Origin of the sequence: Citrobacter sp. Cb028, assembly GCF_030336705.1 — a bacterium.
Lineage (GTDB): Bacteria > Pseudomonadota > Gammaproteobacteria > Enterobacterales > Enterobacteriaceae > Citrobacter > Citrobacter braakii.
On the sequence record NZ_JAOWCZ010000031.1, the window covers coordinates 253,958 to 280,525 of the forward strand.

The following is a 26,568-nucleotide window of genomic DNA, read 5'->3' on the forward strand; positions in this document are numbered from 1 at the left end:
CCTTTATGAGTCAGAATACGCTGAAAGTTCATGATTTAAATGAAGATGCGGAATTTGATGAGAACGGAGTAGAGGCTTTTGATGAAAAAGCCTTGAGTGAAGAGGAACCCAGTGATAACGACCTGGCTGAAGAAGAGCTGTTATCGCAGGGGGCCACACAGCGTGTGTTGGACGCGACTCAGCTTTACCTTGGTGAGATTGGTTATTCACCACTGTTAACAGCCGAAGAAGAAGTTTATTTTGCGCGTCGCGCACTGCGTGGAGATGTCGCATCTCGCCGTCGCATGATTGAAAGTAACCTGCGTCTGGTGGTGAAAATTGCTCGTCGTTATGGCAATCGTGGTCTGGCATTGCTGGACCTGATTGAAGAGGGCAATTTAGGGCTTATCCGTGCCGTCGAGAAGTTTGACCCGGAACGTGGGTTCCGCTTCTCAACATACGCAACCTGGTGGATCCGCCAGACGATCGAACGGGCGATTATGAACCAAACCCGTACGATACGACTGCCGATTCACATTGTAAAAGAGCTGAACGTCTATCTGCGTACCGCGCGTGAGTTGTCGCATAAACTGGACCACGAACCGAGTGCAGAAGAGATTGCTGAACAACTGGATAAACCGGTTGATGACGTCAGCCGTATGCTCCGACTCAACGAGCGTATTACCTCGGTAGACACCCCGCTGGGTGGCGATTCCGAAAAAGCGTTGCTGGATATTCTGGCCGATGAAAAGGAAAACGGTCCGGAAGACACCACGCAAGACGATGATATGAAACAGAGCATCGTCAAATGGCTGTTCGAACTGAACGCCAAACAGCGTGAAGTGCTGGCACGTCGTTTTGGTCTGCTGGGGTACGAAGCTGCGACACTGGAAGATGTGGGCCGTGAAATTGGTCTCACTCGTGAACGTGTTCGCCAGATTCAGGTTGAAGGTCTGCGTCGTCTGCGTGAAATTCTGCAGACTCAGGGACTGAATATCGAAGCGCTTTTCCGCGAGTAAGCACAAGTTCTATCAAGAAAGGCCAGTCTCATTGAGACTGGCCTTTTTCTTTAGGGCTAACGCTATCGGGCTCTTTTTGCTACACCAGACTTTTCAACCGGTAGATCCACTCCAGCGCCTGGCGAGGCGTTAGCGAATCCGGGTCGAGGTTTTCCAGCGCATCAACGGCGGGTGACGTTTCTTCCGGTACTGACAGCAGCGACATCTGCGTACCGTCGACCTGGGTTGCGGCAACATTTGGCGCAATGCTTTCCAGTTCGCGCAGTTTTTGCCGCGCGCGTTTGATCACCTCTTTCGGTACGCCAGCCAGGGCAGCGACTGCCAGACCATAGCTCTTGCTCGCCGCGCCATCCTGCACGCTGTGCATGAAGGCGATGGTATCGCCGTGCTCTAACGCATCCAGATGCACATTAGCGACACCCTCCATTTTCTCCGGTAACTGCGTCAGTTCGAAGTAGTGGGTCGCAAATAAAGTTAATGCTTTGATTTTATTCGCCAGATTTTCTGCGCATGCCCATGCCAGCGACAGGCCGTCGTAGGTGGAGGTGCCGCGTCCAATCTCATCCATCAGCACCAGACTGTTCTCGGTGGCGTTATGCAGAATGTTGGCGGTTTCGGTCATTTCTACCATGAAGGTGGAACGACCCGATGCCAGATCATCCGCCGCGCCCACGCGGGTAAAGATACGATCGATAGGCCCGATCTCGACTTTCTGTGCCGGAACGTAGCTGCCGATATAGGCCAGTAGCGCAATCAACGCAGTCTGGCGCATATAGGTACTTTTACCCCCCATGTTTGGGCCGGTGATGATCAGCATCCGTCGCTGAGGCGAGAGGTTAAGCGGGTTGGCGATAAACGGCTCGGTCAGCACCTGTTCAACCACCGGATGACGTCCCTCGGTAATACGAATGCCGGGTTTATCGGTGAAGATCGGACAGGTGTAATTCAGGGTATAAGCACGCTCCGCGAGGTTGACCAGCACGTCCAACTCCGCCAGCGCGCTGGCGCTCTGTTGCAAATCAGCCAGGTGTGGCAGCAGCATGTCGAACAGTTCGTCATACAGCTGTTTTTCCAGCGCCAGCGCTTTGCCTTTTGAGGTCAGAACTTTGTCTTCGTACTCTTTCAGTTCCGGAATAATGTAGCGTTCGGCGTTTTTCAATGTCTGGCGGCGTACGTAGTTAATCGGCGCCAGATGACTTTGCCCACGGCTGATCTGAATGTAGTAGCCGTGCACGGCGTTAAATCCTACTTTCAGCGTGTCCAGACCGGTGCGTTCGCGTTCGCGGATTTCCAGTCTGTCGAGGTAGTCCGTGGCGCCATCAGCCAGCGCTCGCCACTCATCAAGCTCTTCATTGTAGCCTGGGGCAATGACGCCGCCGTCACGTACGAGCACCGGCGGAGCTTCCACGACGGCACGTTCCAACAGTTCACGCAGCTCAGTAAACTCACCCATTTTCTCGCGCAGCATCTGCACGGGGGCACTGTCTACGTTTTCCAGTTGCGCGCGCAGTTCGGGTAATTGCTGGAAGGCATGACGCATACGGGCCAGATCGCGCGGGCGCGCAGTACGCAGGGCCAGACGCGCCAGAATACGTTCCAGATCGCCTACCTGGCGCAGCACGGGTTGTAATTCGCTGGTGGTATCCTGCAGCGCGCCGATAGTCTGTTGGCGCTCGGTGAGGATTTTGGTGTCGCGGACCGGCATATGCAGCCAGCGCTTGAGCATACGGCTACCCATCGGTGTCACGGTGCAGTCGAGTACTGAAGCCAGCGTGTTTTCCACCCCGCCCGCCAGGTTCTGGGTGATTTCCAGATTGCGGCGTGTGGCTGCGTCCATAATGATGCTGTCCTGCTGACGCTCCATGGTGATGGAACGAATATGCGGCAGCGAGGTGCGTTGGGTATCTTTTACGTATTGCAGCAGACAGCCGGCAGCGCATAATCCGCGTGGGGCGTTTTCCACGCCAAAGCCAATCAGATCCCGCGTGCCGAACTGCAGATTTAACTGCTGACGGGCGGTATCAATTTCAAATTCCCACAGCGGACGACGACGCAGGCCGCGACGTCCCTCTATCAGCGAGGTTTCGGCAAAATCCTCGGCATACAGCAATTCAGCGGGGTTGGTGCGCTGCAATTCCGCGGCCATGGTTTCGCGGTCAGCGGGTTCACTGACACGAAAACGCCCGGAGCTGATATCCAGCGTAGCGTAGCCGTACCCTTTACTGTCTTGCCAGATGGCGGCCAGCAGGTTGTCCTGGCGTTCCTGCAACAACGCTTCATCACTGATGGTGCCTGGCGTGACAATACGTACCACTTTGCGCTCAACCGGGCCTTTGCTGGTCGCCGGATCGCCAATCTGTTCACAAATAGCAACGGACTCACCCTGATTGACCAGCTTGGCGAGGTAGTTTTCTACCGCATGATGAGGAATGCCTGCCATCGGGATTGGCTCGCCCGCAGATGCGCCGCGTTTGGTCAGGGAGATATCAAGCAGTTGAGACGCGCGTTTCGCATCGTCATAAAACAGTTCGTAAAAGTCGCCCATGCGGTAAAACAGCAGTATTTCCGGGTGCTGAGCCTTCAGCTTGAGATACTGCTGCATCATGGGCGTATGGTCTGATAAATCCTTATCAATAGACTCATTCATATTGATTTTACTCGTTTTTTAAGTCTTTCAAGTACTCAAGTGGCCCCAAGTGAAACCGCTTTGAACCCATATAAATCGATAAATTTGTAGCTCACTTGTAGCTCAGAACATGATAGAGTGGCTTTACTCTTTTTCTGGGCTACAAACAGTGGTGATACTTTGAAAACAACTCTCACTCAGTCTTTTATTATCAACAAGTTAAGTGTCCATGTTAAGCCAGAACTCAATAGCTCTGGGAAAGTTGTTTTCGAACCTAATCCCCAACAGAAACCATACATCGTTTTTGACGATCACCGTGATTCGCCGGTAGGTTTTGGTGTAAAGGTAAGTTTGACGAAAAAAACCTATGTAATCCAGAGAAGAGTGTCTTCTGGTACTCGTGATGTGAAAGAAGGTAAGAAACCGAGTTCGGTCTTAAAAGTGAAAGTAGGGAATGTTTCTGATTTTCAGAGTATCGATCAAGCTCGTGAAGCTGCCAGGCAATTGGTTCAGACCATGATCGCCACCAAAAGGAATCCGAATAGGATTAAACGAGAAACAGAGGCTTCTGAACTCACTATCAGTGAAGTGTTTGCTCAATATCGTCAACACCTTCTTGGCAGGTCTAAACCAGCCAAACCAAACACACTGTTAGTGTTGGACAAAGCAGAAAATCGTCTGAAAGAGTGGGAAGCTTTACGAGTGAAGGATCTCACTGGTAATGACATCCTTCGTAAGTTTGATGAAATTGCTTCAAGAGCCAGAACAGCAGCGGAGCAGACATTCAGGTGGGCCAACGTTGCGGTCAAACATGCGATTGAAATCGAAGCTGGTAATGCTCAAACACAGCAACGACAACCATCACTGTCATACAATCCATTCTCTATCCTGAAAGTGCAGAAGAAATTCAGGACTCGATCAGAACTGGAAGACAGCTACAAAGCGAAAGGTGTTCGAAACCCACTTTCCCCAAAAGACACATTAGGTAGGTTTCTGACTGCATTACATAACAAAAGAAGCTTCAATCGCTTGGGTTGTGATTATCTTCTACTGACGGTTCTGTTAGGTGCGAGGAAAGAAGAAACTGCTTCGCTATGCTGGCGTGAGGTTCTGACTGAAGAAGAAGCAAGAACGACCAGTTATGTTGATCTTGAAAACCGAATGATTCGATTCTTCGACACCAAAAACCGTAATGACCATGAACTGCCAATCTGCGATGCGACAAAGCGTATTCTGGAAGATCGAAGAGATATCGTCAACGATAACGAAAAGCGAGCAGATAAACGCAAATGGGTTTTTCCGGCTCGTTCATCACGAAGCAAGATTGGACACTATTCCGATAGTAAAAGTTTACGCGAAAACCTGTGCCAAGAGGCAGGGATAGTGAAGTTAGGTATGCATGATCTTCGAAGAACTTTTGGTCGTGTAGCTGAAGAACTCACCTCTTACGCGGTTGTTAAAAAATTGCTTAACCATCGAAACACTACTGATCCTACAGAGCGATACGCAAACCCAGATCAAGATCGTGTTTATGAAGCACTACAACGTATAGAATTAAATATGTTGTTGACTTCACCTGAGTTATATAATTCATTATTAGCGTCATCCAAGTATCCACCAATTCTCAAGGGGAAAGTATGAAGGGGCAGAGTTTTGATAAATATTCATTATCAAGGGCAATAAAAAAAAGTGATTTCTATAAATATGATCAGCTCAATAATGATGAGTACTTAGAAAAAGAAGTTTCGGATGCTTATGATGTTGCCCATAAATTATTATCCCCGGCAATTAGTGAAACAATTTCTAATGGTAAGACAGTTTATTATGTAAACGACTTACCTTGGAAGTTAGTGTTAAGGCGGTTGCATTCAAATGTTTGTAATAATATTGAGATTGAAAAATGTCATCGAACAGAAATTGTGCGAAATCTTATTTCCTATGTGCAGGAAGGTGTTAAAAGTAAAATATTTTTAATTGATATTAAATCTTTTTATGAATCAATTGATATAGATGTACTTTTGGAAAGAATAAATCACGATCACTCACTTTCTTGTCATTCAAAAAACCTTATTAGACTTATTTTAAATGAGCATATTCAAAATGGAAATAGCGGATTGCCAAGAGGCATTGAATTAAGTTCAATTTTATCAGATATCTACATGCAAGAATTCGACATAATAATAAGAAAAATGAATGAGGTTTTTTTATATAAGAGGTTTGTGGACGATATATTAATTATTACCGATCATAAAATAGATGAAGTTAGTATGTTAAATAAAGTTAAAGATAGCTTTCCCGCTGGATTGACTGCTAATGATGTTAAGACTCAAGTAATTAAGATAAACAAAAGGACTCATTCTCCGCAAGATATAAATGGTTCTATTGCAGCCAAGTTTGATTATCTGGGGTATAAAATTACGGTCATCGATACGCACATTCCCCCGAATCCAGATGGATCATCATCGGCTGGTAAAGCAAACTCTATATACCGGAAAATAAAAATTGATATAAGTGATAAAAAAATAAAAAGGATAAAGACTAGGATTTGTAAATCATTCTATAACTTTATTAAGAATGGCGATTTTGATATTTTGTTTGATAGAATAACCTTTTTATCTACCAACAGGTCTTTAATAAACAAAGATAAAAACAGGAAAATACCAACAGGCATTTTTTATAACTACGCCCTGGTCAACAATAATGAATCGTTAAAAAGCGTAGATAATTACCTAAGAGGACTTCTGCTTGGTTCTGGAGGTAGACTATCAAAGGCTCTGACATTAACGAAAGAGCAAAAAAAAATCTTATTAGGAATAAGTTTTGAAAGAGGTTTTAATGCAAAAATACACAAAAAATATAGTCTAAACCGAATGAAAACTATAACGAGGATCTGGAAGTGAAAATAAAAACTATTAAATTAGATAAGAAGGATTATCGGAGAGCACTGTTAACTGATACATCCCCTTCAGATACTCCCATAATATTCACAAATGATGGTTTATATATTAACGCCCATATAAGCGATCAAAATACATCTCAATTCAATCCTGTAGATATATTCTTCAAAAAACTAGTTTCACCTAAAAATGACGAAAAATTATCTAACGATGCGGAAAGAGCAAAGAAGCAAATAGAACAAACCTATCCATTGAAATATAAAATATTCAAAGATGAAACTAAGCTAAGAACATTATCCTTAATTCATCCTCGTTCACAATACAATTATATTGAGTTTTACAATCAGTTTGGCAGTGTTATTACTGCCCTCTGCCAAAAAAGCGAGTTTTCAATTAGAGCACCAGTGAAGATTGCTAATTCATTTTATTTAAAAGATGAAAATTATAAAGATGTGAATTATAAAAGTGTAAATATTGAAACCCTTGAAAAGGAACTTTGGAGTAAACATGCTTCTTCCTATTTTGCCTATAAAGGATATGATCGAATATTTAAACTTTTTGAAAGTGAGGATTATATTGCGTTAGAAAAGAAATTTAACACAATGTGGTCATTAGATATCGCGAACTGTTTTGATAGCATCTACACACATACAATAAGCTGGGCAATAAAGAATAAAGAATTCGTCAAAACTAATTTGAATAAGGGCAAGCAGTTTTCAGAGGAATTAGATAAAATAATTCAAAGGAGTAATAACAATGAAACAAATGGTATACCTATCGGTGCTGAATTTAGCAGAGTATTTGCAGAGTTGATATTCCAGAGCATTGATAGAAACATAATAATAAAACTTAAGGAAGTGTACGGGTGTACATGCAAAATCCATTATGAAGTTTTAAGGTATGTGGATGACTATTTTATATTTGCTGTAAATCAAGATATAGCTCAGCATGTATATGGTGTCATTAGTGATGAGCTTGCTAAATATAACTTATACTTAGGCGATAAAAAACTCAGCAAAATAGAAAGACCATTTTTAACAAGTAAATCTGAAATGGTTATTGAAGCGAAAAAAATACTGAAATTTTTCGACGAAAAGATATTTTCTGATAGATTACGAAAATGTAATGAAGATGAAGTACAGTCAAAGGTTAATTATATTTATAGATCCGAAAAGTTAATTAAAAGTATACTTGACCTGATTAAGTCAAGATGCAGCGAAAGCAATGATGGCTATGAAAATGTTGCACCATATTTGATTTCTGCTTTTGCTAAAAGAATAAGAAGACTGGTTGAACTATATAAAGCAGAAGATGACAAAGAGTCGTTAAGCGAATTCTATGAAGCAATCATTATAGTGATGAAAATTATGTTTTTCTTCCATAACATTAAACCAAGCGTTTCATCATCAAACAGATTAGCTAAATCAATAGCTATTGTACAGAAATTCTTTATCAAAGAGTCAGAAATATTTCTTGATAAATTTAAAGATATGATAATGACAGAATTGAGAAATATGAGATTTTCTAAAAATAATGTAGAGCTTAGAGAAGGATTTACATCAATCGAGAAGATGAATGTTATACTTGCCACAAGCGACTTTGGTGAAAATTATCTCATGGATGAAATGCAAATAAAAGAAGCTCTAAGTAATGTAAATAATTATAACTATTTCTTCATTATAAGTTTGCTGTATTATTATAAAGATCACAATGTATATCAAGAAAATAGGAAAGCAGTTGAATGTATAATTGATAAGAAGTTTGATGCTTCATTTGATCTGGAGAAAGACTCAGAACTGGTTCACTTATTTTTGGACTGCATGAGTTGTAAGTATATTTCCCTACATTTTAGAGAGAAATGGTATAAAAAATTTCTAAGTAAGTTTTCTCTTCAACGCCAGCAGGATGAGATTGAAAGTGATTTATCTTATCTTTTAACTAAGTATTGGTTTGTCAAATGGGAGCAGAACAACATGCTCAATTTACTTGAAAGAAAAGAGTTGAGAACTGCTTATTGAGATGTTATTATTATTGTGCTTTAAGGGTTGACAATATTACTCTTGCCAAGCCTGTATTGGCAAACCACTATTCGTAGTGGAATTCGCTAGTTTTTATGTGAAGTGCGCAACACTACACTTAAATATTAGTTGAGGTACTTTAGTGCTACACACCTGATGTTGAGTCATTCTCTTTTAGTGCATAGCCAGCTTTCGAGCTGGCTTTTTGCTATATAAAATTCTAAAGTAGAAATGGTTAGTGAAAGGAGCTTCTGAAGGAGTTGCTATGCATTACATAGAGGTGTTGCGAGATCTTAGTGAAGTTTGGCGACTGTTTAGCGATATGCCTGAGGAGGCTACTCTTAATGCTGAGCTGGCAGCCCTTTATCTTGGTGTCAGTGTCAAAACTCTGGCAAGATATAGGCAAAATGGTGATGGGCCGCCATACATACAATACCAATCAGAGACAGCAAGGCTAGAAACCAGAAAGTAAACTACCTTCTTGGGGATCTGCGTGTTTGGCGCGATGAGCATAAGGTCAAAAACACTATGCACGCAGCTCAGATTAGAGGTTTAACTTTTACCTCATTGAGTGATTTCACTGAACCTCAACCCTTCTGGCAAATGACCAACAATAGTGGTTCTGCAAACAAAATTATATCACATGCACTGACTATCCCTGATGATGATTTCAGACAACTTCTATCTGATGCAGAAGTAAACTGGATTTCTATTGAGGAAGCTCTCTTTCTGGATTGGATAAATGTCGATGAAAGAAATAAATGGAATGAATTGTTTAATGAGGTTTTAAATTACTTAATTAAAAGCTCAAATGCTGCATTGGAAAAGCAAACTATTGAATCAGCCCTTAACTTGAAAGGAATGTAGAAAAAATGAAAACAGGCTCATACAAAAGTAAGTCAAAAGAATACTATATCGATAAGAGGCTTAAGAAAAAGAGTAATATAAAAGATAAGGATGAATATGAATATTTCCTTGTTAATAAAAATGATCCAACAGACGAAATTGGACCATTTGAAACACTGCAAAAAGCAGAAGATGAATTAGTTAAACTAAACCCTCACTATCGCCCTGAGTAGTTAAAGAAACTCGGATATAACCTTTACATTGGTCTTTTAAAATTTCTAATGGGAGATCTATATCACATAGCCTCCCATTGTTTTCACCTGGAGACAACAGACGGCGAATATTTCCCGATTTTCTATAATAGTTATCTGCTTCATCTATAATATCATTTTCTTTTGAGTGTTCGTTATTAAAAGAAAGCATTACACAGTTATTTTTTTCAACAAAATCGACAATCGTATTTTCTTTAATTAAGGATGCTATAGGTATCTTTATTTTTCTCCTGTAAATATTATTATTTACATCTCTGAATAAAAATTCTCTATATTCACGAAATAACTCATCATCGTGATCATTCTTGGATTGGAAAAACTCTGTTTCATCAATATCATCATTTTCATTGAAAAACAGTATTTTTATTTTATTCATATGGCACCTCTATAAATATATGGTATTTACTAATATCTATAGTGAAATAAATCTAAAGTCAACGTATGTAATTAACTTTATATCCCATGAGAATTTTATAATCAATGAAACAAACTATATGGTTAGGTGGGGGCGGAAAAACACTACCAATAGAACACTGGCCGTGTTTTATGCATAGGCCTACTTCTCTCTATACATTTCCATGTTAAAATTATTTCCAAAGGGATTTATCACATCGAGTTTTTTGTAATTGTGGTTATCAATGATGATTCTATACGATTGGCTTGCCCCTTTCGCAAGCATGTCTTCTACAGCAGGAAACTTTTTGTTTGTGAGTTTTTCAAGAAGAGATAAATTATCAAGATCTATTTTTTCTCCATTATAAATGATTTTATCAGGATTTGATTTCAAATTGTTGAGAGAGATAACTAACTCTTTATCATTGATCTGCCATTCGCCTGCACCATTAACTCTATAGGATACGAACAAATTATCATTATTTATTTTATCGGATCTATAAGACATTTCGCCGCTCACATTGTACTTTCCGTTTGAGAAATAAGATGTCTTTAACTTCGAACTTACTATAATTCCTTGGTCAGCATATGAATATGAATCGAATGATCTCCAGGTTCCTATGATATCATCCTTCCTTTGCATATCCGGTGCATTAGGAAAGTATCCGAAATATATTCCGTAAAAAACACCAATAAGTGGCAATCCAATGACGAATGTTTTCAATACTCTATTCATGGTGAACCTTCCTTAGCAAATGTATTTGCAAACCAGAAGAACATTGTATCACGCTTTTATTTCCATAGAGATAGCTACTGATAAAGGAGTGTTAATATTTTTTTTGTTTTTCTGAAAATAAATTTGTACTGCATACATTTCATCATGTAATGTTTTAACCAACAATTTTGTAAACTATTTCCAGGGCTTATCTCGAATTATTTACATTATTTTTTACATTAGCTATTAAAGGTATTATTTTCTACTGCTCGCTCGTAATTAAAATGAAAAGGCAGTAAACATAACAGAGCTTAGTTCTACTATTAAATGAAATTGTAAAAAATTTGCAAAAAAAGACAAATGTTCCATATATTTATGATTTATTTAGGATTGGAAAAAATAGTCAAAATTAAAGAGAGTTAAATTGCAACCATAGTTAGAGAATAAAAAGTAAAAAAAAAAGGGGGTATTGTGAGTAATTTTTATGTAAAGAATTTCATGTTTGAGAACGGTGAGAGGTATTGTTTGTTATTTGATAGGGCGACTAACATACCGAGATATTACGAAAACATGTATATAACAGTAGAGGTGAGAAACCGAACTCACTCAGTAAAGACGATGGAAGCAGTAATCAGGACCTTATTGTTATTGAATGATTATTTAAATCTGAAGAATATAGACATAATAGAAAGGATAATGGGATTAGAATTCCTGACTACTCATGAGATAGATGAATTGGTCTACTATTTAGGTTTAAACCATACCACAAAAAAAGTTGTAAAAATTACACATGGAAGAAGGCAACCAATAAGTGTAAAAACTAAGTATAACAGGATAAATTGGATTAGCAGGTATTTCACATGGCTTTCTAACTATCTTTTATATGATAAGAAAGTGGAAGTAAAAAAACAAAATGTATTCATAAGAACGCTGGACAGCAAAAAACCGAAACTTTGTTATGATGATGACTATTATACCTCAGAGTCAAAATCTCTTGATGATCACCAAAAGAGGCGACTTTTTTCTGCAATAAAATCATCCTCTGCTCAAAATCCGTTTTCAAAGACAGTTCGCACAAGGAACGAATTAATAGTAATCATGCTGTACATGTTAGGTGTGCGAGCAGGTGAGCTATTGAATATTCGTTTGCGAGATATAGATCTTGAAAACAGGGTAATCAAAATAATTCGCCGTCCCGATGATTTAACAGATAACAGGATCAAGCAGCCGCTTGTTAAAACTTTGAATAGAAACATTTACATGTCGGAGTGGCTGGAAAGTAAGATCTATTTTTATATACAAAGTGAACGACAAAATAACATAAAGAAGCACAAACATGATTTTCTGTTCGTTAATCAGGGTAGTTCGCTGAATAGAGGTTTACCGTTGACAATGGCGGCGTATGAGAAGTTATTCGAGCGAATAAAAGAGATTGACAGCTTACCAAAGAATTTTTCAGGACATAAGCTTAGGCACACTTGGAACTATGAATTTTCTAAAGAGGTAAGGAATGCGGCTATAGAAAATGGAAACATAAATGAAGAGTTAATTCGATCTTATATTATGGGATGGGTTCCCAACACAAATATATCGAAAGTGTACAATCAAAGATTCACAAAAGAGATCTGTATCCAAATCCAAAAAGCTATGCAAAACAGGATGTTTAAAATATTTGAGGTGATTGAATATGATTAATCAGACAATACTTAAAGAAGAATTTAATATAAGATATAGTATGGCAGGGTATGAGTTTGATCTCAGGGAAAAATTATGGAATCTAAAAAGGAATGTAATAATTAACTTATCATTTATGGATGGTTTTCTAGAAAAAAATTATCATGAAGGTTTCATTCATACTCTTGCTTATTTTGCACAGATACACAAACCAGAGTCAGTAAGCTCATTTATTGTTAAAATAAAAGCTATTATGTTTGGTTATAATGTTAGAACTTTCAGTGAACATGAGCTTATTACTGCATATAGCGATTTGCAGAGAAAAGATTACGGAAAATTCATAATGTTTAAGCGCTTTATAATTAAATGGAAAGAACTTGGTTATTTTGGAATAGATGACAATGCTTATGAATATTTAAAAGTGATAACTATCCCTACAAGTATTCATGGAGATGTAGTTAAAAGAAGAGACCCCAAATTAGGTCCATTTAATGATCTGGAAATTAAAATGATTGTAGATGGACTTGAAACAGGTATAAAGCAAGGCATAGTAAGTGAATATTGTTATATTTTCACAAGGATTTTACTACTAAGTGGAAGAAGACCGATTCAAATCATGTCATTAAAACACCGAGATGTTATAAAGAATGAAAGAGGATACTTTTTAAGAATACCGAGAGCAAAGCAAAAGAATAATGTGTTCAGGGGGGCATTCAGAGAAATAGAAATTACAGAGGATATCTGGCAACATTTAATGAAAGTAATAATTCATAATATAAACAAAGTTAAAGAAATTATTACTGAAGATTTAAATGAGAAGTTTTTCGACGATTTACCTATATTTCTTTCAATCCCTCAATTATGTAAAGTTTCAGATGAAATAGATTTCTCTAAGTACCTACAATGTGATTTTTTACATATCAATACAGGTCAGGCTCGATTTTGGTTAAAAGATTTTGCTAAGAAATTAAAAATGTATTCCCCAAGAACAGGGGAATTATTGAAAATTCATCCAGTAAGGTTTCGCTATACATTCGGGACGTTATTAGCCAGAAGTGGAGGGAGCTTAAGCACAATTGCTTTCGCAATGGATCATTCGTCTGATACCAGTGCAGGTTATTATATTAAAAACTTATCTGATAACGTCAATGTTATAGACAAAGCAGTAGAACGTTATCTAACAGATATATCCGATGTATTTCTTGGTAAAAGAGGATACCAAGGGGATTTATTACAAAAAGCCCTTACAATGGACATAAAAAAAGAAAATAAAAATAATAGAAACTGTGATGGTTGCCAACATTTTAAAGCATGGAATAGGAGGGGGAATGACAGTCTTAATATTTAAACCAACTAATGATGAGCAGGAGAAAAATTTAGAACAATTCATATTATTTTGTAAACAGCAATTTAACCATCAAAAAAGAATGCATACCTGGGATGAAAATATTTGGTATAAGTTGGGCACATTCACCAAACTAAAAACCAAACATTGGGAAGATGGAAATGCAATGAATTTGGAGTTTGTTGACTTTGCGAAGTCTTACATTATTTATCAAAGAGGTCTAACAAGGAAGAAGAAATTTCAACGAGAGATGGTTGTTTTAAAATGCATCGAAGCATCATTAATCAAATTAAAGGGCAGTGCATGTATAACTAATTGTGATACTATGGTTTTTGATTTGGCTTTAAATATAATGAAAAAAAATTTTTCAGAATACTCTGTATGCAAACTATCAAAAGTATTAGAAAGGTTTTCTATATTCTTGGTTGAAAAGAAATTAGTCAGAGAATTTTTTATAGGATGGGTGTCTCCTTTAAAATTAAAACAGGTCGAAAGTTATAAACCGCTTTCTGAGGTAATTGGAGAAAATGGGAAATTATCAAATTTATCTGCCATTGAAGCATTAGCAAGTATTTTTGCAAAAGAAGATTCGGAACTAAGTGAAAAGGATCAGTATGTAAGTTCTGTTTTCGCTCTTTTGATGTGTGCTCCGAGTAGAATTTCAGAAATCCTTGCTTTACCGGCCGATTGTGAGATTGTAGAACAGGATAAAGGTGGTGCCGAGCATTATGGGCTTCGCTTTTATTCTGGAAAAGGGTATGGGGCAGACATTAAATGGATACCTTCGATAATGGTTCCCGTAGCTCAAAAAGCAGTGGCAAGACTCAGGAGACTATCAGCGAACGCAAGAGCCATCGCGTTATGGCATGAAAACAAATCATCAGTTTTTAGACTGCCTACTTGTCCAGATGTAGATGAAGAACAACTTCTAACAAGTGCTCAGGTATATAAAGCTTTAGGCTATGATGTTAATGTAAAATGGAAACATGGTTATAAAGCCAAAATAGAATCTTTGTTATTAAATGATAAAGAAACATTCTTGGGTAAAAAGTACTCCTATACACTGAGAACTCTATTCCAAACCATCCATGATTCACCGCCACCAGATTTCCCATATTTCGATAGGGAAAAAGGAATTAAATATTCCAATGCCCTATGTATTGTTAATGGTCATCAACTTACCGAAAATACACAAACTAATTTGTGGCAGATTCATAAATATTCAGCTAATAGTCTCATGTTGGAAATTGGACACAAAAAGAAAGGAGGACCAAATATATTCGAAAGACATGGTTTTTTTGATAGAGATGGCAAACCATTGATTGTATATAGCCATCAGGCAAGGCATTTACTTAATACGTTCGCATATCTTGGCGGGATGAATGATTTTGATATCGCAAGATGGTCTGGGCGTAATAGGATTACAAGCAATAGAGATTACAACCATGTTTCCGAAGAACACATGAAGGGGTATGCCATTGACATAAGCGAACAGAAGCAAAGTACCATTGAGCCTTTCTTAGGAACTGATAGTGGGATCTCTGACTCGAACCTTGATCCTGATGTGCATGGAGCTGTGCTTGCTACAGAACAGGGCTATTGCCTACATCACTACTCTATTAAACCTTGCTCCAGGTTCTCTGGCTTAGATGACACAACAGGTAGCGGCAGCACCGAGCTGACCGAGCTTGTAGACAAGCTGGTATATAGAACTGAACAGGATAAGAACGATGGAGTGTATGGTGCAGAACAATGGTTAGAACTACATCTTAAATATAAAGAAAAACTCAATAAAAAATAGGAGGGAGTATGGCAAAGCATTTAAGTAGAAGAGATATCGATTATATTCTTTATTCAATCACCGAGTGGAACATGAAAGGCGACAAGCTAACTTGGGACAACTTATGCAAAAAAGTATCAAGAAAGATCGGGAAAACCCCAACAAGGCAATCCTTATATACACACAAAGAAATCGTAAATTTATTCATGGCTAAAAAGAAGGCTATCAGGCAGAAAGTTGATCTCGTTGACAAACCATCCAGCATTAAAAAAGCCTACGAAAAGATTGATAAATTAGAAATCAAAGTTGCAGAACTGTCTAACTTGAACAATATACTGCAAGAGAATATAGCTAAGCTACAGTACTCTTGTTATCTCAAAGGGATTAAAGAACACGAAATTGAAGAAAATTTTCCAATTATAAAAAGATAATACTGATAGTTTTTAGCTATTGACATGATTAAATATTATGCTAATTTTATAAACAGAAATACGGACGTTAACAATTGCAAGGATGCAAATTATGGAAAAACTGAATAGCATGGAACGTTTTCTAATACTCTTTGAACGCTTCATTAAAAAGCTCGAAGAGTCTGGGCTGTCAGAATCTGATATAATAGATAAATCTTATCTATTTTGTGTTGGATTTTATATAAAGTATAAAAATGACATAGATAATATAGAGTTAGCTAATAGAGATGTCGTTTTATCTTTTATGCTTACCTCTTATTACTGCTTCATAAATAATATAGAAAATAGAGTGGTCGATTCTGATAAAATAAGAAGAATGTGCAGTCTTCTTATTCACTTTATTTTGAATAACAAAACAAATAGTGAAAGGCTTTTCATTAACGAAAAAAGAAAATATGATCGTTCCGTGTTAGCAAAATCATTAAGAGATAGGAATGTAAACTATATAGCTAACTATAACAAAAATGCTTAAACAGAATCTACTTCGATATAGGCTCTGTTTTAAGCAAGATGTGTTTTGATTTCATGCAGCATTCAAATTCTGGTCAAAGATTTCCATCCATTGATTAAGTTGTGTTTTGAGATCGTTAATGCCCTTACGAGAGTTAAAAGAATCATTACGAGGATAGAACCGGATATGCCATTCTGGTTTACGAACGTCTTTTACGCGGATAAAGAGACCTGTATCAGCGATGTTTTGACTTAATGTTTTACTGTTCTCTCTGATACTGCTTAATCCAGCACCTGCAACTTCACCACCATAGGTAATGTTGTAGCTCCACTCTTTAATTTCCTCAAAAGAATATGTATTTTCTCCTTCGCTATTTTTAAGGAAAACCTCTTTTTTATTTGTGTCTAACCGGATTTCACAATCATTGAATTTATGAAGATAGATCCCATTATTATTGTCATTAAGGTAATTGACTGTTGCAGAGTTATTCTTTCTGACAACATATTTACCATATGCTGTAGCCATAAGCATCGCACTGATGAAAAACAGGGGGACCCAATATACAGTCATTACTTTAGCCCCACCGAAATAAGCAACGACAATAGGAAGAAAGATTGCTACCAGAACACGCTTCATCATGAAGTATTTCATACGTTTGTTCCTGTATGATATAACGATATTGAAAATAGGCTAGTAAAATCAATCTATTAGCCGATAGTTTCTTCAAAGTACATTTTGTACAAAGCTATAAAGTTATCAAATCATTTGTACCGATCGATATTTTGCATTTTGATAGCCTATGGCTATCATGATAGATTTATCGATCGATTATAACGATCAATTATTTTGTCATGAAATCAGCAGCATAGGGGTTTTTAAGTTGATTTATGCTAAATTTTCAGTCTAAAAATGTTCGTTTTCACGGATTTTTCAACAGATGGAAGGGATGGCAGCTCTATATGAAGTAGTGAAGCAGAAAAAATCTTCGGAGGCTGTTTAAACGCCCTTAACAATGGATTACGTAGTTTTTTGAGGGTGATGACTATCGTGTCTATAAAAGGAATGGTTTCTATCCATCGCATCGCTACGTCCACATAGCTTTTACATGTGGTTTTAACTTTCTCTTGATAGATATCATCTACTACAGGCAAGACAGATAAAGGAAGCAGGGTGTTTTCTGCATCTATACCACCAAAAAAACTTACGGCGTCAGCTTTCACTATCTTGATAATTTCTTCTGGGTTGGTTGCATTGAAGGCAATGGAAGCTTTTCTATCATCTACGGCAAGGGGGGCAATGATGATGAACGGCTCTAAGTTCTTCCATGAATACTTTTTACCTAATTGGGATGCCTTGAATGAAATGTTGGCGTACTCAAAGGAAAAACCATTCATCTTCCCTGTTGACGCTCTGTTAGGAACAGCTTTTATCTTCTGAGCTGCAAGCTGCTGCACAAACTCGTCTTCTGAAATCTGGCTTGTGAGTAGTGTATCTATAGCTTCTTGTATGATCGTCTTTGCGCATTTCTCTCCGGTTCTGTCTTCCAGCATTGCTTCATTACGTAATTTTTTACGCTTCTTAGGTGAAGCAGAGGGGTTATGATCATCAGGACTTTTCGTTTTGGTTAGATGGTAGTCTCTTTCTAGCTGTTGAATGACACGAGTGCTGATGAGGTTCTCGTTCCTGCCGAGGTAGAGCCTCCCTGCATCAAGAGAAACTCTGCTGGCGATTATGTGGATGTGCTGGCCGTCTTCGTCGTCATGTAAGACGTAGCATCTGAGATGCGTTTCAGAGAACCCCATTCTTGTCATGTAGTCATCTGCTATTCCAGACCACTGAGCATCAGTTAATGTCTCGTTCCTCGGCAAACGAAGCGAATTGTGCCACACTGGTTTTGCAACATCTGAGCGAAGCCTTTTTGTAGCATCAAACTCAGCTACTAGCTCTTTAGCGAAGCTCCCCATCATATTGCCACCTATAACAACTGGAGCAACTTTGTGATGAGAAGCGGATCGCAATGCATAAAGTACTACGCCAGCAAAGCTCTTACCTCGCTTTATCTTCTGCATCCCCTTCATTCATATTTCTCTCCCCATAGATCTGCACTGACAAGATTCATGCGAAGCTCAGAAATCTGGCGCTTCACAGCAAAGATTTCTGTCTGTGTTAGTGAGCTTCCTTTGCTTTTATTGTCAAGGTGCATGACGAGCTTATTCAGTTTCTGAGATATTTCAGCTAATGATTTCCATGCTTTTATGTTGATGGCAGGAATGGACAAGGGAAGCTTATCCAGAGAAGCTAAGCGAAGCCACTCTCCTTTGCTTTTATCACCGCGTTTTGTGTTGAGAAGCTGTAGCTCAGTTTGATTCAAACGAACACTGACGCAATGTGTTCTCAACAAATTTTGAGGTAATTCTTTTTTATATGCATTATTAAAAGTATTTTCCATACGAACTCCATTCGTGTTTTTATCCGAAGCATATTCCTTATGCATAGAATATTTATATTGCACAAAAGAAAAATGTCAATGTATACAGGTAATTTAGGTTGAATAAAAACGAAGCTTTTGCTGAAATAATACAACATTTTCAGATGTGTTTTTGCATTATGGTTTTTAGGTTTTGATGTTCTTTTTCAACCGAAGGGCGAAAAAGCAAGGTCAACTTTAGAAGCGTAGCTTCGATAAGTTAGCCCTTGCTTATGTATTCTCTTTAATTTTTGTTCGCATGGAAACATGTAAGATCTAACATCGAATACGAAACGACTCTACATAAAGAATATAATTCAGTGGGAATGGTAATCGATGCCGTATGAGATAGTTTGTTTCTTATTTCTGCAACATTCAAAAAATTTTCGATTGGTATAAATTTATCTTCCTCAACATTACTTGCGGATGAGAACATTTCATATAATGTAAACATCATCATTTTTTGATTCATTGATGGTATTATTTTTGTATAACCTTCTATGTATTTCCTCGGTCTCTGGTTTAATTCATCCCAATGTTTCAGGAAATTAGCTTCTTTGAAACAGGATTCAATAATTTTATAATAGGCTATATAAGCGTCGTTAAATAAACCCATTTTTTCGAGATGCAAGCCGTAATCAAATAGAACAAATAAATCACGATATTTTTTATTAATCTTTGACAATTGGGTTATTCTTTTCTTAAAACTTTTAATAAAACCCTCGTTATTTGGATGAAGAGGTGTGGGAGTGGGAACACCTTCTGTTTTCTGGACTAATCGTAAATAATTAGCTCCATTCCTCATATATTGGTTATATGTCGAAGGGACTATTGTAATGTTAAAATAGTGTGATGAGAAAACTATTTTTATTAATTCAATCAGATCCTCCGAAAATTGGCCAATAATTTCCTTTATCTTAATACTGGTCATCAGGGTTTTGGTTTCGGAATCAGTTGTCTCATTTTTCTTAATTATGCTTGTAATTTTTCCCTGACAATTGAAAAGAGAATATGCTATCTGTAGCTGGTATTTCTCAGGACCTGGTGTTTGCCGAGAGCCATAGCTCTTTAATATTATTTCGTTCAAGCGTATATTTCTAAGTATTTTTTTGTTTTCAAAATTAATTTTTAAATGCGCTACAGAAAGACTGTCCATATTAACTGTTGAAGAACCAAGGGATATTAATCGATGGGCTTCGGCAGAGGAAAAAGAAAAGTTTGACTCAACATCACAAACTATTAGCAACTCCAATTCATTGTTCTCTTGCTGAACTTGATGTATGAAGTCCTTATCGTCCCAAAATTTCTTCGAATATATATAATTCGTCATTTTAATCCTCAATAAACTTTATAAATTATTCTGGAGTCCATATCTTAAGCGGACAGTTTTTAGGAATAACATCAGGATAAATTATTGCAACACTATAACGTGCTCGTGTTAAGGCTACATATAATTTGTTTTTGGACGATTCTGTTTTTTGATCGTTAAAAACATCCCTTTCTCCACAAAGAAAGCTAATGTACTCTTTAGTAGGAAGAATTAACACTCGGTCGAAACCAAGCCCCTTAGCTTTGCCATATGTGAATTTCTGTAATGATTCAATCGCATATTTCTTGCCGCTTGTTACTTTTGATCTTAATAAAACAGGGTTAAACCTGGTAATATAATTATTAACATCTGAGTCTTTCACAGCGAAAGCTCCAATATGATTCATAATGTTAGGGTCATTGACTTTAACATTAGAAGTGGTGGGGGAAAAACCCATATTGGAGTGCACCGTATCTGATAATTCACAAATTTCTAATATTGAACGTCTACACAATGAAATGTCTTCCATTTCAAAATTCTTATCAATGTAAAACTGTTTTTTTTCTATCGTCGATAAGGGCTTTTTAGTCGTTATTGCTGTTTGGTAAATTGTTTGGCGAAAATCACCTACGCATGTAAGAGATATTTTTTTTGACTTTGAAATTGCATCGATTATTTCATAATCCCAACCAACTAAATCTTGTACTTCATCAAAATAAAGTTTGTTGTAAATGTACTCAAGTCTCTTTATAGGGGCGTTTTTAGTTTTTGTAATTATCCGCTTTGCTAATTTTGATAAATATGTGGAATGAGCCTTATTTCCATTTTGAGTTAGAAAATGTAAAGGGTTTGTCTCACCGTTATCTAAAATCTCTTTTCTGCCGAAGATCGTTCTATTGCCTATTTTATGAGGATCTCTTTCATTGAAAATTAAGGACTCTATTCGCTCTTTGAATATTACATTTTGGTATGGACGGATAATATCTTCAAGGAGGAAAGTGAATAAACCTTTTACTTTAAAGTTCTTGTAATCATTACCACCCAATGATTTATATTTTTCATAAATTTCTTTTTGGTTATTTATTGTATATGTAATGATTAAAATACGTTCTCCTTTGTCAATGGCTTGAATAGCCTCACTAACAATGCGGTGGGTTTTTCCTGCACCTGCACATGCGCTAATTAATTTATTCATGATTGAAAACATCCTTGAAAAAATGTGGGTAAAGAATGCTATCCTCAGAGTCAAATATTCTGATTGCGGAATCTACTTTTTTCTTACCTGCACCATCATCTCCGTTATACCATGTTTTCAAAAAAGCAATTTTTTCATCAAGTGTTGTTAATTTATCATAAATATTAAATGTTTTAGTAGATAACGTAATTTTTGCATAATCATCAAGCTTCTCTCTATTGGTTTCTATAAGCATTGGTTCAAGAGAGTATTGAAGAATATCTGTAGGAGAGTAAAATTTAATATAATTGTAATCGGCATAACATTTATTGTATGAATCGACATTTTTTTTATAATCACCGTCATTATCTTTCATAACATTTGTTTTTATCTCAATGTGTTTTACTATTTCCAAATAGTTTTTGAATCCGATTCCCCTCACTACAATTATGTCAATCCCGTTTTCTTCGGGTAATTTACCATATTGTTCTAAATAATATTTTTTGAGAATCAACTCATCAGATGGACCTTCAACAAGAATTATTTTGGCTGATAATACTGCTCTGAGCGTATCGTATCCAGGTAGTCTTTTAAGGTTTTTAACTGTACCAGAGTCTATTTTATCAAGTTTTTTATAACCATTACCGAGTAGACAAATTTTGTTGAGGCTTAATTTGTTCATAACAAATGAACTGTGCGTACTAATAAATAGTTGTTTACCTTCATGTTTTTTTTCAATAAAGTTAACTAATGATGATAGATTCATATGAGAGAGGTGGTTTTCTGGTTCCTCAATCAAAATAATATTAACATCATTAGCTTTATTTTGCATTGCAAGCTTAATTTGTACTTTATGTTGTTCACCCTTTCCAATAAAGGGTAAAGTTATACCATCAAGTGATAATTGAAGGTTTGCTTCCAAATTAGTGTTTCCTGATATATCAGCAACAATTTTCATGTTCTTATCTGAAATGTCATTTGTTATATCAAGGTCGCTGTTAATATGTTTTACATTATCATCATCATTGAAACTTTCTTTCAGTTGTCGATATTTTATACCCAGTACAGCTTGTTCTTCTCTACTAAGTACTGAGTTTAATATGTTAGATATATATTGGTTTTTACCATAAGTAGGATGTAATCTTGTTGGATCTATAAAAAGAGATTTAAATGGTTTACTGATTTGCCTGATTCTCTCATTGGAAAAACTCAACCAATCAATTTTATAAAACTCAATTGGGATGCTTGAAATATTATCTTTGTTTTCATTAAGGAATTTATTGTATATGTTGAGCAGCTCCATATCGAATGTAAAAGTAATGCTCACACCTTGGGTATCTGAATTTTCTGAATTTATATTCCCTCTGTATTCAGGAACTCCATCAATGAATGCTTCAATTTTAATCAGTGGTAGGTTGTTATGACTCTTATCACTTTTCAAGTAGTCATTTATTGATTCTAAATTCATTATGTCTGCTAAAGAAGCATTTGTTAGAGGTTTGCCTCGATAGCAACAGTTAAGAACTATGTCAATAGCCTCTAATATGGAGCTTTTTCCTGAGTTATTATCACCTACTATAATATTTACATCATCATTAAATTCGAAATCTTGATATTTGAACTTTTTAAAGTTTATTACTTTTAATCGCTTTATTTTCATTGTTTTGCTCGAAGGTTTGTTGATGGTAATAATTATCTAACTTCTAACAAAAACAGGATGTTACTGCAAGCTTCACATTACTAATCAATGATCTAACAAGCATTTATATGTTAACGTTTATCCTCTTTATTTCCAGGTATAAATTATTTCAATTTCAATAATGTAAGATGCACTTATTTTTTATGTAGCCCATAGGTAAACTAGGCAATCTATTTTTTATATTTATGATTATCAATCAATTGATTACATTTGAATCATAGATACTGCTGCATCATGGGGGTGTGGGAGTCTAAGTTTTCTATTGTACTCATCGGTTTATGATGTCCATTTTCTTAATTTTTAATGAGTTAGTGATTTTTGTGGTTATCATTAAGTTTCACGTTGTCTCATCGAATATCATGAAATCCTACATTTAAAGGTGGGTTAAAGTGTGCCTTGCCAACCTATACCTGGGTAAAATATGGGCATATACAGAGTAACCTACCTTGATGTTCATGACTGCATAAGGTGCATGATAACGGAGTCTTTATGGCAGGAAAACAAGAGGGAAAGCTACTTTTGTTTAAAGCGGTAGAAATGATGAAGCCTGGCGACAAAGATAAGTCCATAAATGACTCTGAGGTGTCTGTTAAATCCGTGGTGATTCAACCTGTACGACAACCGGGGCGATACCTCAGTAAGGAGGCCATTAGACAGGCCTCGTCGTGAGGATCGAATCTGCTTACAGATGTGGGGTCGATCCATTATTCTGGAATACACCGGTATCAGGACGATGTTTCATGCAATCTATCTGCTGGAGTTCCTCAATGGTATATTCGCGGTACAAGAAATACTGGATTTGGGTACCGTATCTGAGGTTCATTTTCTGAGCCAAGGCTGATACCCGCTGATACACTGCTTTCGTTGAGCAGTGCAGAAGTTGGGATGTGGCATTAATATTTATTTGTCGGCGTAACGCACAGGCTACGGAAATCTCGGTATGGGTAAGGTTACGTAGCTCCCGCAAAGAATCAAGTATGGTGAGTATATGATAGAAAGTATATCTTCGGCCTTCATTAATATACCGGATAAACTCCGTTACAGAGGCGGTTCTGGAGATACCCTCCAGTGATGAGAGCACCTTTGATAACATCCCTCGGCCTTTTACAAAAATGATAGAATAGCCGTCGGTCAGTTCATTGCAAACACGATGTTTAATATCATGCAAGCTGAAGAAAGATTCAATATCAATAATACATAAGTTCTCTTCGCGCAGGCTATCTATTGGCATCAGCCCTCCCGCAGACCGGGTAAAAAAAATATCATCAGAGAATACGACAAACGACATTGGGAAAAACCTTAACTCTTTGTTTTTAAGAAAAATGAGTCCGGTGCTTTCCTCAAAGGGATACACTGGACAATAAATGATTTACTGTTTTTTTTGAGATGAAACTAAGAAATGACAAGAACATCCTCATTCAGACGCTATTTTTTGTCTGACATCATTAGCGTTATCTCTTTTTTATTTAGCATGGAAATAATCCCCTGATCCTTCAGGCTATCCAGGGCACGCGACAAGGTGGATATCGAAATGCCCAGAACCTGGGCCAGTTCTTTCTTACTGATCGGTAACTCAAGATTGTGATGCTCAAAGCCATACTCTTTATAAGTGCGAGACAACAGTTGCAGGAAATATTGAACCTTCTGCAAGGTATCACTTTTGGTCAATACTGAAATAAATTGCTGTTTTTCCTGCGCCGAACGTGACAGGATCCTGACAATAAAATCTGTAAATCCTGGCATCAGCTGGCTCATTTCGTAGAAATGATCGCTTCTCAGTACGCAAACTTCTATTTCCGTTGCGGCCTGAATATCCTGCTGACTGTACCCGATGTGTAACTCTTCCACGCCCATCACCTGTCCTGGCAAAACGATCCCCATCAGTTGCCCGCGCGTATCGTAAACCTTAGCGGCCCCGCTACGTAGGGCATACAGCTCGTCTATTTTCTCTCCCCGACGATAAATATATTCACCTCTGGCAATCTTCTTTTTTGTCTCCAGATTGCGGATAAACAATGGATCTTTCTGCCTGAAAAGATAGGCAGAGCACAGTTCTGCAAAACCGCACTCTTTACAATTGACACAATTATTTCTTTTCATAGTGAATGTATAACACTATCCCTGTTATTGAATCACACAGTTCATTAAGGGTGATAAGGTATTTGCAATCGTAATATAGTTATTGTCTTTTTTGTCTAAGGAGATAACGTATTCCCCTTCCATCCCAAATATTTTTGTTGTCAGCAGGGTAATGTCTTCCGGCACATTATCGTGAGCCATGATATCTTTGGTCGTCGTATTCATGCGATACTGGTTGCCGCTGACGTTATGATAGGTAAATGTTATATAACGCGACAATCGATATTGACGCCCCTGATAGTCAATATTGCCCGAAAGATTAAATACGCCCGTTTCGTTCTTGTTAAATTCAAACGTGATATTCCCTTTGAATAAGAGAGCGTTATCCGAAGCGTCAACATAGGTGGCATTAGCAAAGCAGCGTTCGTCAAAATAAACACCCGATCGCAGGTTTAGTTGCCATGTTAACAGACAAATCAACGCGACCGCTGCCAGCACTAAGGTTGTCATCAGCTTCATTTTAATTTCCAGTTAAAAGCGTAATGGTTCTCACAATAGACAATTTTTGCTGTTGCCTTATCTGTTGGACAATAAGAGTAGAAAAACCGACCATGGCTACCGTAAAGAACGCTGGGTTGAAAATAAACCATAATCTGCGCGGGTTTCCGGGCACACTTTTGCTCAAGTTCAGGCTGTAGCTGACGGATAATATTCATGACCTGAGGGTCAACTTCCTCCGATAAATCTTCATAGGCAGTAAATTTGCAGCTCCCGATTTCACCAATGCTGTATTCCGCTGCAAAACGCGGTGATTCCTGTTTCTGGCTGAGTATCCACAGATTGGCCAGCAGCAAAAACGCGATAGCCGCGATCAGCCAGAGATTTTTTTTATCCTTCGTTGCCGCCTTACGCAGGGATACCGGAAGAGGTGTGGTACTCACCCTTTCCTCATCATTCTGCAGTTCGACGGCGATTTCCGGTGAGAAGTAAAAGCCCACCTTGGGTACGGCTACAATAATTTCCTCAATGAATATTAAGGACGTTAATGTTTTTCTGAGGATACTAATGTACTGGCTCAGCGATGAACTGGAACCCGGATGGCCCGCTTCCTCCCAGACTTTATCCAGAAGATAATCACGTTCAAGTACCCGGCCTGGCGACGCAATCAGCAACGAAAGAATACGGTTAGCGGTATTTGTTAGCCTTTTACTTTGCTCGTTTCCGGGTTCCTTGACCACAAGTTCCCCGCTCTCGCTATCGTAAATGACTCTATTGGCTATCAAATATTTCATTCGCGTTTTCTTTCGGTAAATTTATAGAATATGCATTCTGCGCGGCTGCGATTTCGGGTTATG

At 37.7% G+C, this 26,568-nt stretch carries 23 protein-coding genes and 1 pseudogene; 11 read left to right on the plus strand and 13 right to left on the minus strand.

The annotated features are described in order from the left end of the window. The first annotated feature begins 5 nt into the window (after nt 1-5). Nucleotides 6-998 (plus strand): RNA polymerase sigma factor RpoS, encoded by a 993-nt coding sequence (rpoS, locus tag OGV75_RS08700; protein ID WP_000081498.1) that lies wholly within the window; start codon nt 6-8, stop codon nt 996-998. A gap of 79 nt (nt 999-1,077) precedes the next feature. On the opposite strand, the gene mutS is transcribed toward rpoS, so the two are convergent. Further along, nucleotides 1,078-3,645 carry a DNA mismatch repair protein MutS gene (gene mutS / locus OGV75_RS08705; RefSeq protein ID WP_286480553.1) on the minus strand — a complete coding sequence of 856 codons (2,568 nt, stop codon included), beginning with the start codon at nt 3,643-3,645 and terminating at the stop codon, nt 1,078-1,080. 159 nt (nt 3,646-3,804) lie between these two features. Here mutS and OGV75_RS08710 point away from each other — a divergent pair, with 159 nt between their 5' ends. From OGV75_RS08710 to OGV75_RS08730, 5 genes and pseudogenes are all read left to right on the plus strand, one after another. Next, nucleotides 3,805-5,265: a tyrosine-type recombinase/integrase gene (locus tag OGV75_RS08710; RefSeq protein ID WP_286480575.1), complete on the plus strand. Its 1,461-nt coding sequence runs from the start codon at nt 3,805-3,807 to the stop codon at nt 5,263-5,265. Next, nucleotides 5,262-6,524: an antiviral reverse transcriptase Drt3a gene (drt3a, locus tag OGV75_RS08715; protein WP_194379636.1), complete on the plus strand. Its 1,263-nt coding sequence runs from the start codon at nt 5,262-5,264 to the stop codon at nt 6,522-6,524. The genes OGV75_RS08710 and drt3a overlap by 4 nt, the downstream gene beginning before the upstream one ends. Further along, nucleotides 6,521-8,539: an antiviral reverse transcriptase Drt3b gene (gene drt3b / locus OGV75_RS08720; RefSeq protein WP_286480554.1), complete on the plus strand. Its 2,019-nt coding sequence runs from the start codon at nt 6,521-6,523 to the stop codon at nt 8,537-8,539. The genes drt3a and drt3b overlap by 4 nt, the downstream gene beginning before the upstream one ends. A 265-nt stretch (nt 8,540-8,804) precedes the next feature. Further along, nucleotides 8,805-9,406: pseudogene (locus OGV75_RS08725) on the plus strand (hypothetical protein). 5 nt (nt 9,407-9,411) lie between these two features. After that, on the plus strand, nt 9,412-9,618 hold the full coding sequence (locus OGV75_RS08730) for a hypothetical protein (protein WP_145961730.1): 207 nt from the start codon (nt 9,412-9,414) through the stop codon (nt 9,616-9,618). Here the strand turns inward: OGV75_RS08730 and OGV75_RS08735 are convergent. Together OGV75_RS08735 and OGV75_RS08740 are read right to left on the minus strand one after the other, a co-directional pair. Then, nucleotides 9,587-10,033, minus strand: a complete 447-nt coding sequence (locus tag OGV75_RS08735; protein ID WP_194379639.1) for a hypothetical protein — start codon at nt 10,031-10,033, stop codon at nt 9,587-9,589. The genes OGV75_RS08730 and OGV75_RS08735 overlap by 32 nt on opposite strands. A 180-nt stretch (nt 10,034-10,213) precedes the next feature. Beyond that, nucleotides 10,214-10,786 (minus strand): hypothetical protein, encoded by a 573-nt coding sequence (locus OGV75_RS08740; RefSeq protein ID WP_194379640.1) that lies wholly within the window; start codon nt 10,784-10,786, stop codon nt 10,214-10,216. Between the two features lie 597 nt (nt 10,787-11,383). Here OGV75_RS08740 and OGV75_RS08745 point away from each other — a divergent pair. The 5 genes from OGV75_RS08745 (at nt 11,384) to OGV75_RS08765 (ending at nt 16,506) form a co-directional block, all read left to right on the plus strand. Next, nucleotides 11,384-12,460 (plus strand): tyrosine-type recombinase/integrase, encoded by a 1,077-nt coding sequence (locus OGV75_RS08745; protein WP_286480556.1) that lies wholly within the window; start codon nt 11,384-11,386, stop codon nt 12,458-12,460. Then, complete coding sequence (locus OGV75_RS08750) at nt 12,453-13,787, plus strand: site-specific integrase (protein WP_194379642.1); 1,335 nt, start codon at nt 12,453-12,455, stop codon at nt 13,785-13,787. The genes OGV75_RS08745 and OGV75_RS08750 overlap by 8 nt, the downstream gene beginning before the upstream one ends. Next, entirely contained in the window at nt 13,729-15,585 is a 1,857-nt protein-coding gene (locus OGV75_RS08755) for a DNA-binding protein (protein ID WP_286480557.1), read from the plus strand. Before OGV75_RS08750 ends, OGV75_RS08755 begins: the two co-directional genes overlap by 59 nt. Before the next feature lie 8 nt (nt 15,586-15,593). Then, entirely contained in the window at nt 15,594-15,995 is a 402-nt protein-coding gene (locus tag OGV75_RS08760) for a hypothetical protein (RefSeq protein ID WP_194379644.1), read from the plus strand. Between the two features lie 91 nt (nt 15,996-16,086). Further along, a complete protein-coding gene (locus OGV75_RS08765) occupies nt 16,087-16,506 on the plus strand; it encodes a hypothetical protein (RefSeq protein WP_286480558.1) in 420 nt (139 codons plus the stop codon). A 51-nt stretch (nt 16,507-16,557) separates the two neighbouring features. Here OGV75_RS08765 and OGV75_RS08770 read toward each other — a convergent pair whose 3' ends face one another. The 10 genes from OGV75_RS08770 to OGV75_RS08815 form a co-directional block, all read right to left on the minus strand. Continuing rightward, a complete protein-coding gene (locus tag OGV75_RS08770) occupies nt 16,558-17,136 on the minus strand; it encodes a DUF4755 domain-containing protein (RefSeq protein WP_194379646.1) in 579 nt (192 codons plus the stop codon). Between the two features lie 239 nt (nt 17,137-17,375). Continuing rightward, on the minus strand, nt 17,376-18,563 hold the full coding sequence (locus OGV75_RS08775) for a relaxase/mobilization nuclease domain-containing protein (RefSeq protein ID WP_194379647.1): 1,188 nt from the start codon (nt 18,561-18,563) through the stop codon (nt 17,376-17,378). Continuing rightward, a complete protein-coding gene (locus OGV75_RS08780) occupies nt 18,560-18,934 on the minus strand; it encodes a hypothetical protein (protein WP_194379648.1) in 375 nt (124 codons plus the stop codon). The genes OGV75_RS08775 and OGV75_RS08780 overlap by 4 nt, the downstream gene beginning before the upstream one ends. 262 nt (nt 18,935-19,196) lie before the next feature. Next, nucleotides 19,197-20,282: a hypothetical protein gene (locus OGV75_RS08785; RefSeq protein WP_286480560.1), complete on the minus strand. Its 1,086-nt coding sequence runs from the start codon at nt 20,280-20,282 to the stop codon at nt 19,197-19,199. Between the two features lie 25 nt (nt 20,283-20,307). Then, entirely contained in the window at nt 20,308-21,456 is a 1,149-nt protein-coding gene (locus OGV75_RS08790) for a UvrD-helicase domain-containing protein (RefSeq protein ID WP_001037485.1), read from the minus strand. Continuing rightward, the gene (locus OGV75_RS08795) at nt 21,449-23,095 is read right to left on the minus strand and encodes an ATP-dependent nuclease (protein WP_286480561.1); all 1,647 of its coding nucleotides are present in this window, start codon (nt 23,093-23,095) and stop codon (nt 21,449-21,451) included. The genes OGV75_RS08790 and OGV75_RS08795 overlap by 8 nt, the downstream gene beginning before the upstream one ends. Before the next feature lie 721 nt (nt 23,096-23,816). Then, nucleotides 23,817-24,422, minus strand: coding sequence for a hypothetical protein (locus OGV75_RS08800; RefSeq protein WP_286480562.1), 606 nt, complete (start codon nt 24,420-24,422; stop codon nt 23,817-23,819). Nucleotides 24,423-24,559: 137 nt separating this feature from the next. Continuing rightward, nucleotides 24,560-25,150 carry a Crp/Fnr family transcriptional regulator gene (locus tag OGV75_RS08805; RefSeq protein WP_230675870.1) on the minus strand — a complete coding sequence of 197 codons (591 nt, stop codon included), beginning with the start codon at nt 25,148-25,150 and terminating at the stop codon, nt 24,560-24,562. 108 nt (nt 25,151-25,258) lie between these two features. Beyond that, nucleotides 25,259-25,732: a FidL-like protein gene (locus OGV75_RS08810; RefSeq protein WP_080859140.1), complete on the minus strand. Its 474-nt coding sequence runs from the start codon at nt 25,730-25,732 to the stop codon at nt 25,259-25,261. Beyond that, nucleotides 25,729-26,505: a winged helix-turn-helix domain-containing protein gene (locus tag OGV75_RS08815; protein WP_046274815.1), complete on the minus strand. Its 777-nt coding sequence runs from the start codon at nt 26,503-26,505 to the stop codon at nt 25,729-25,731. The genes OGV75_RS08810 and OGV75_RS08815 overlap by 4 nt, the downstream gene beginning before the upstream one ends. Nucleotides 26,506-26,568: the final 63 nt, after the last annotated feature.

Coding starts and splice junctions, on each gene's coding strand:
- OGV75_RS08745 (WP_286480556.1), top strand. CDS start 11,384: ATGGAAGCAGTAATCAGGACCTTATTGTTATTGAATGATTATTTAAAT.
- OGV75_RS08740 (WP_194379640.1), bottom strand. CDS start 10,786: ATGAATAGAGTATTGAAAACATTCGTCATTGGATTGCCACTTATTGGT.
- OGV75_RS08775 (WP_194379647.1), bottom strand. CDS start 18,563: ATGAAGGGGATGCAGAAGATAAAGCGAGGTAAGAGCTTTGCTGGCGTA.
- OGV75_RS08790 (WP_001037485.1), bottom strand. CDS start 21,456: ATGAATAAATTAATTAGCGCATGTGCAGGTGCAGGAAAAACCCACCGC.
- OGV75_RS08765 (WP_286480558.1), top strand. CDS start 16,087: ATGGAAAAACTGAATAGCATGGAACGTTTTCTAATACTCTTTGAACGC.
- OGV75_RS08810 (WP_080859140.1), bottom strand. CDS start 25,732: ATGAAGCTGATGACAACCTTAGTGCTGGCAGCGGTCGCGTTGATTTGT.
- OGV75_RS08735 (WP_194379639.1), bottom strand. CDS start 10,033: ATGAATAAAATAAAAATACTGTTTTTCAATGAAAATGATGATATTGAT.
- OGV75_RS08750 (WP_194379642.1), top strand. CDS start 12,453: ATGATTAATCAGACAATACTTAAAGAAGAATTTAATATAAGATATAGT.
- OGV75_RS08760 (WP_194379644.1), top strand. CDS start 15,594: ATGGCAAAGCATTTAAGTAGAAGAGATATCGATTATATTCTTTATTCA.
- mutS (WP_286480553.1), bottom strand. CDS start 3,645: ATGAATGAGTCTATTGATAAGGATTTATCAGACCATACGCCCATGATG.
- OGV75_RS08815 (WP_046274815.1), bottom strand. CDS start 26,505: ATGAAATATTTGATAGCCAATAGAGTCATTTACGATAGCGAGAGCGGG.
- OGV75_RS08800 (WP_286480562.1), bottom strand. CDS start 24,422: ATGTCGTTTGTCGTATTCTCTGATGATATTTTTTTTACCCGGTCTGCG.
- OGV75_RS08780 (WP_194379648.1), bottom strand. CDS start 18,934: ATGGAAAATACTTTTAATAATGCATATAAAAAAGAATTACCTCAAAAT.
- rpoS (WP_000081498.1), top strand. CDS start 6: ATGAGTCAGAATACGCTGAAAGTTCATGATTTAAATGAAGATGCGGAA.
- OGV75_RS08795 (WP_286480561.1), bottom strand. CDS start 23,095: ATGAAAATAAAGCGATTAAAAGTAATAAACTTTAAAAAGTTCAAATAT.
- OGV75_RS08770 (WP_194379646.1), bottom strand. CDS start 17,136: ATGAAATACTTCATGATGAAGCGTGTTCTGGTAGCAATCTTTCTTCCT.
- OGV75_RS08785 (WP_286480560.1), bottom strand. CDS start 20,282: ATGACGAATTATATATATTCGAAGAAATTTTGGGACGATAAGGACTTC.
- drt3a (WP_194379636.1), top strand. CDS start 5,262: ATGAAGGGGCAGAGTTTTGATAAATATTCATTATCAAGGGCAATAAAA.
- OGV75_RS08755 (WP_286480557.1), top strand. CDS start 13,729: ATGGTTGCCAACATTTTAAAGCATGGAATAGGAGGGGGAATGACAGTC.
- OGV75_RS08730 (WP_145961730.1), top strand. CDS start 9,412: ATGAAAACAGGCTCATACAAAAGTAAGTCAAAAGAATACTATATCGAT.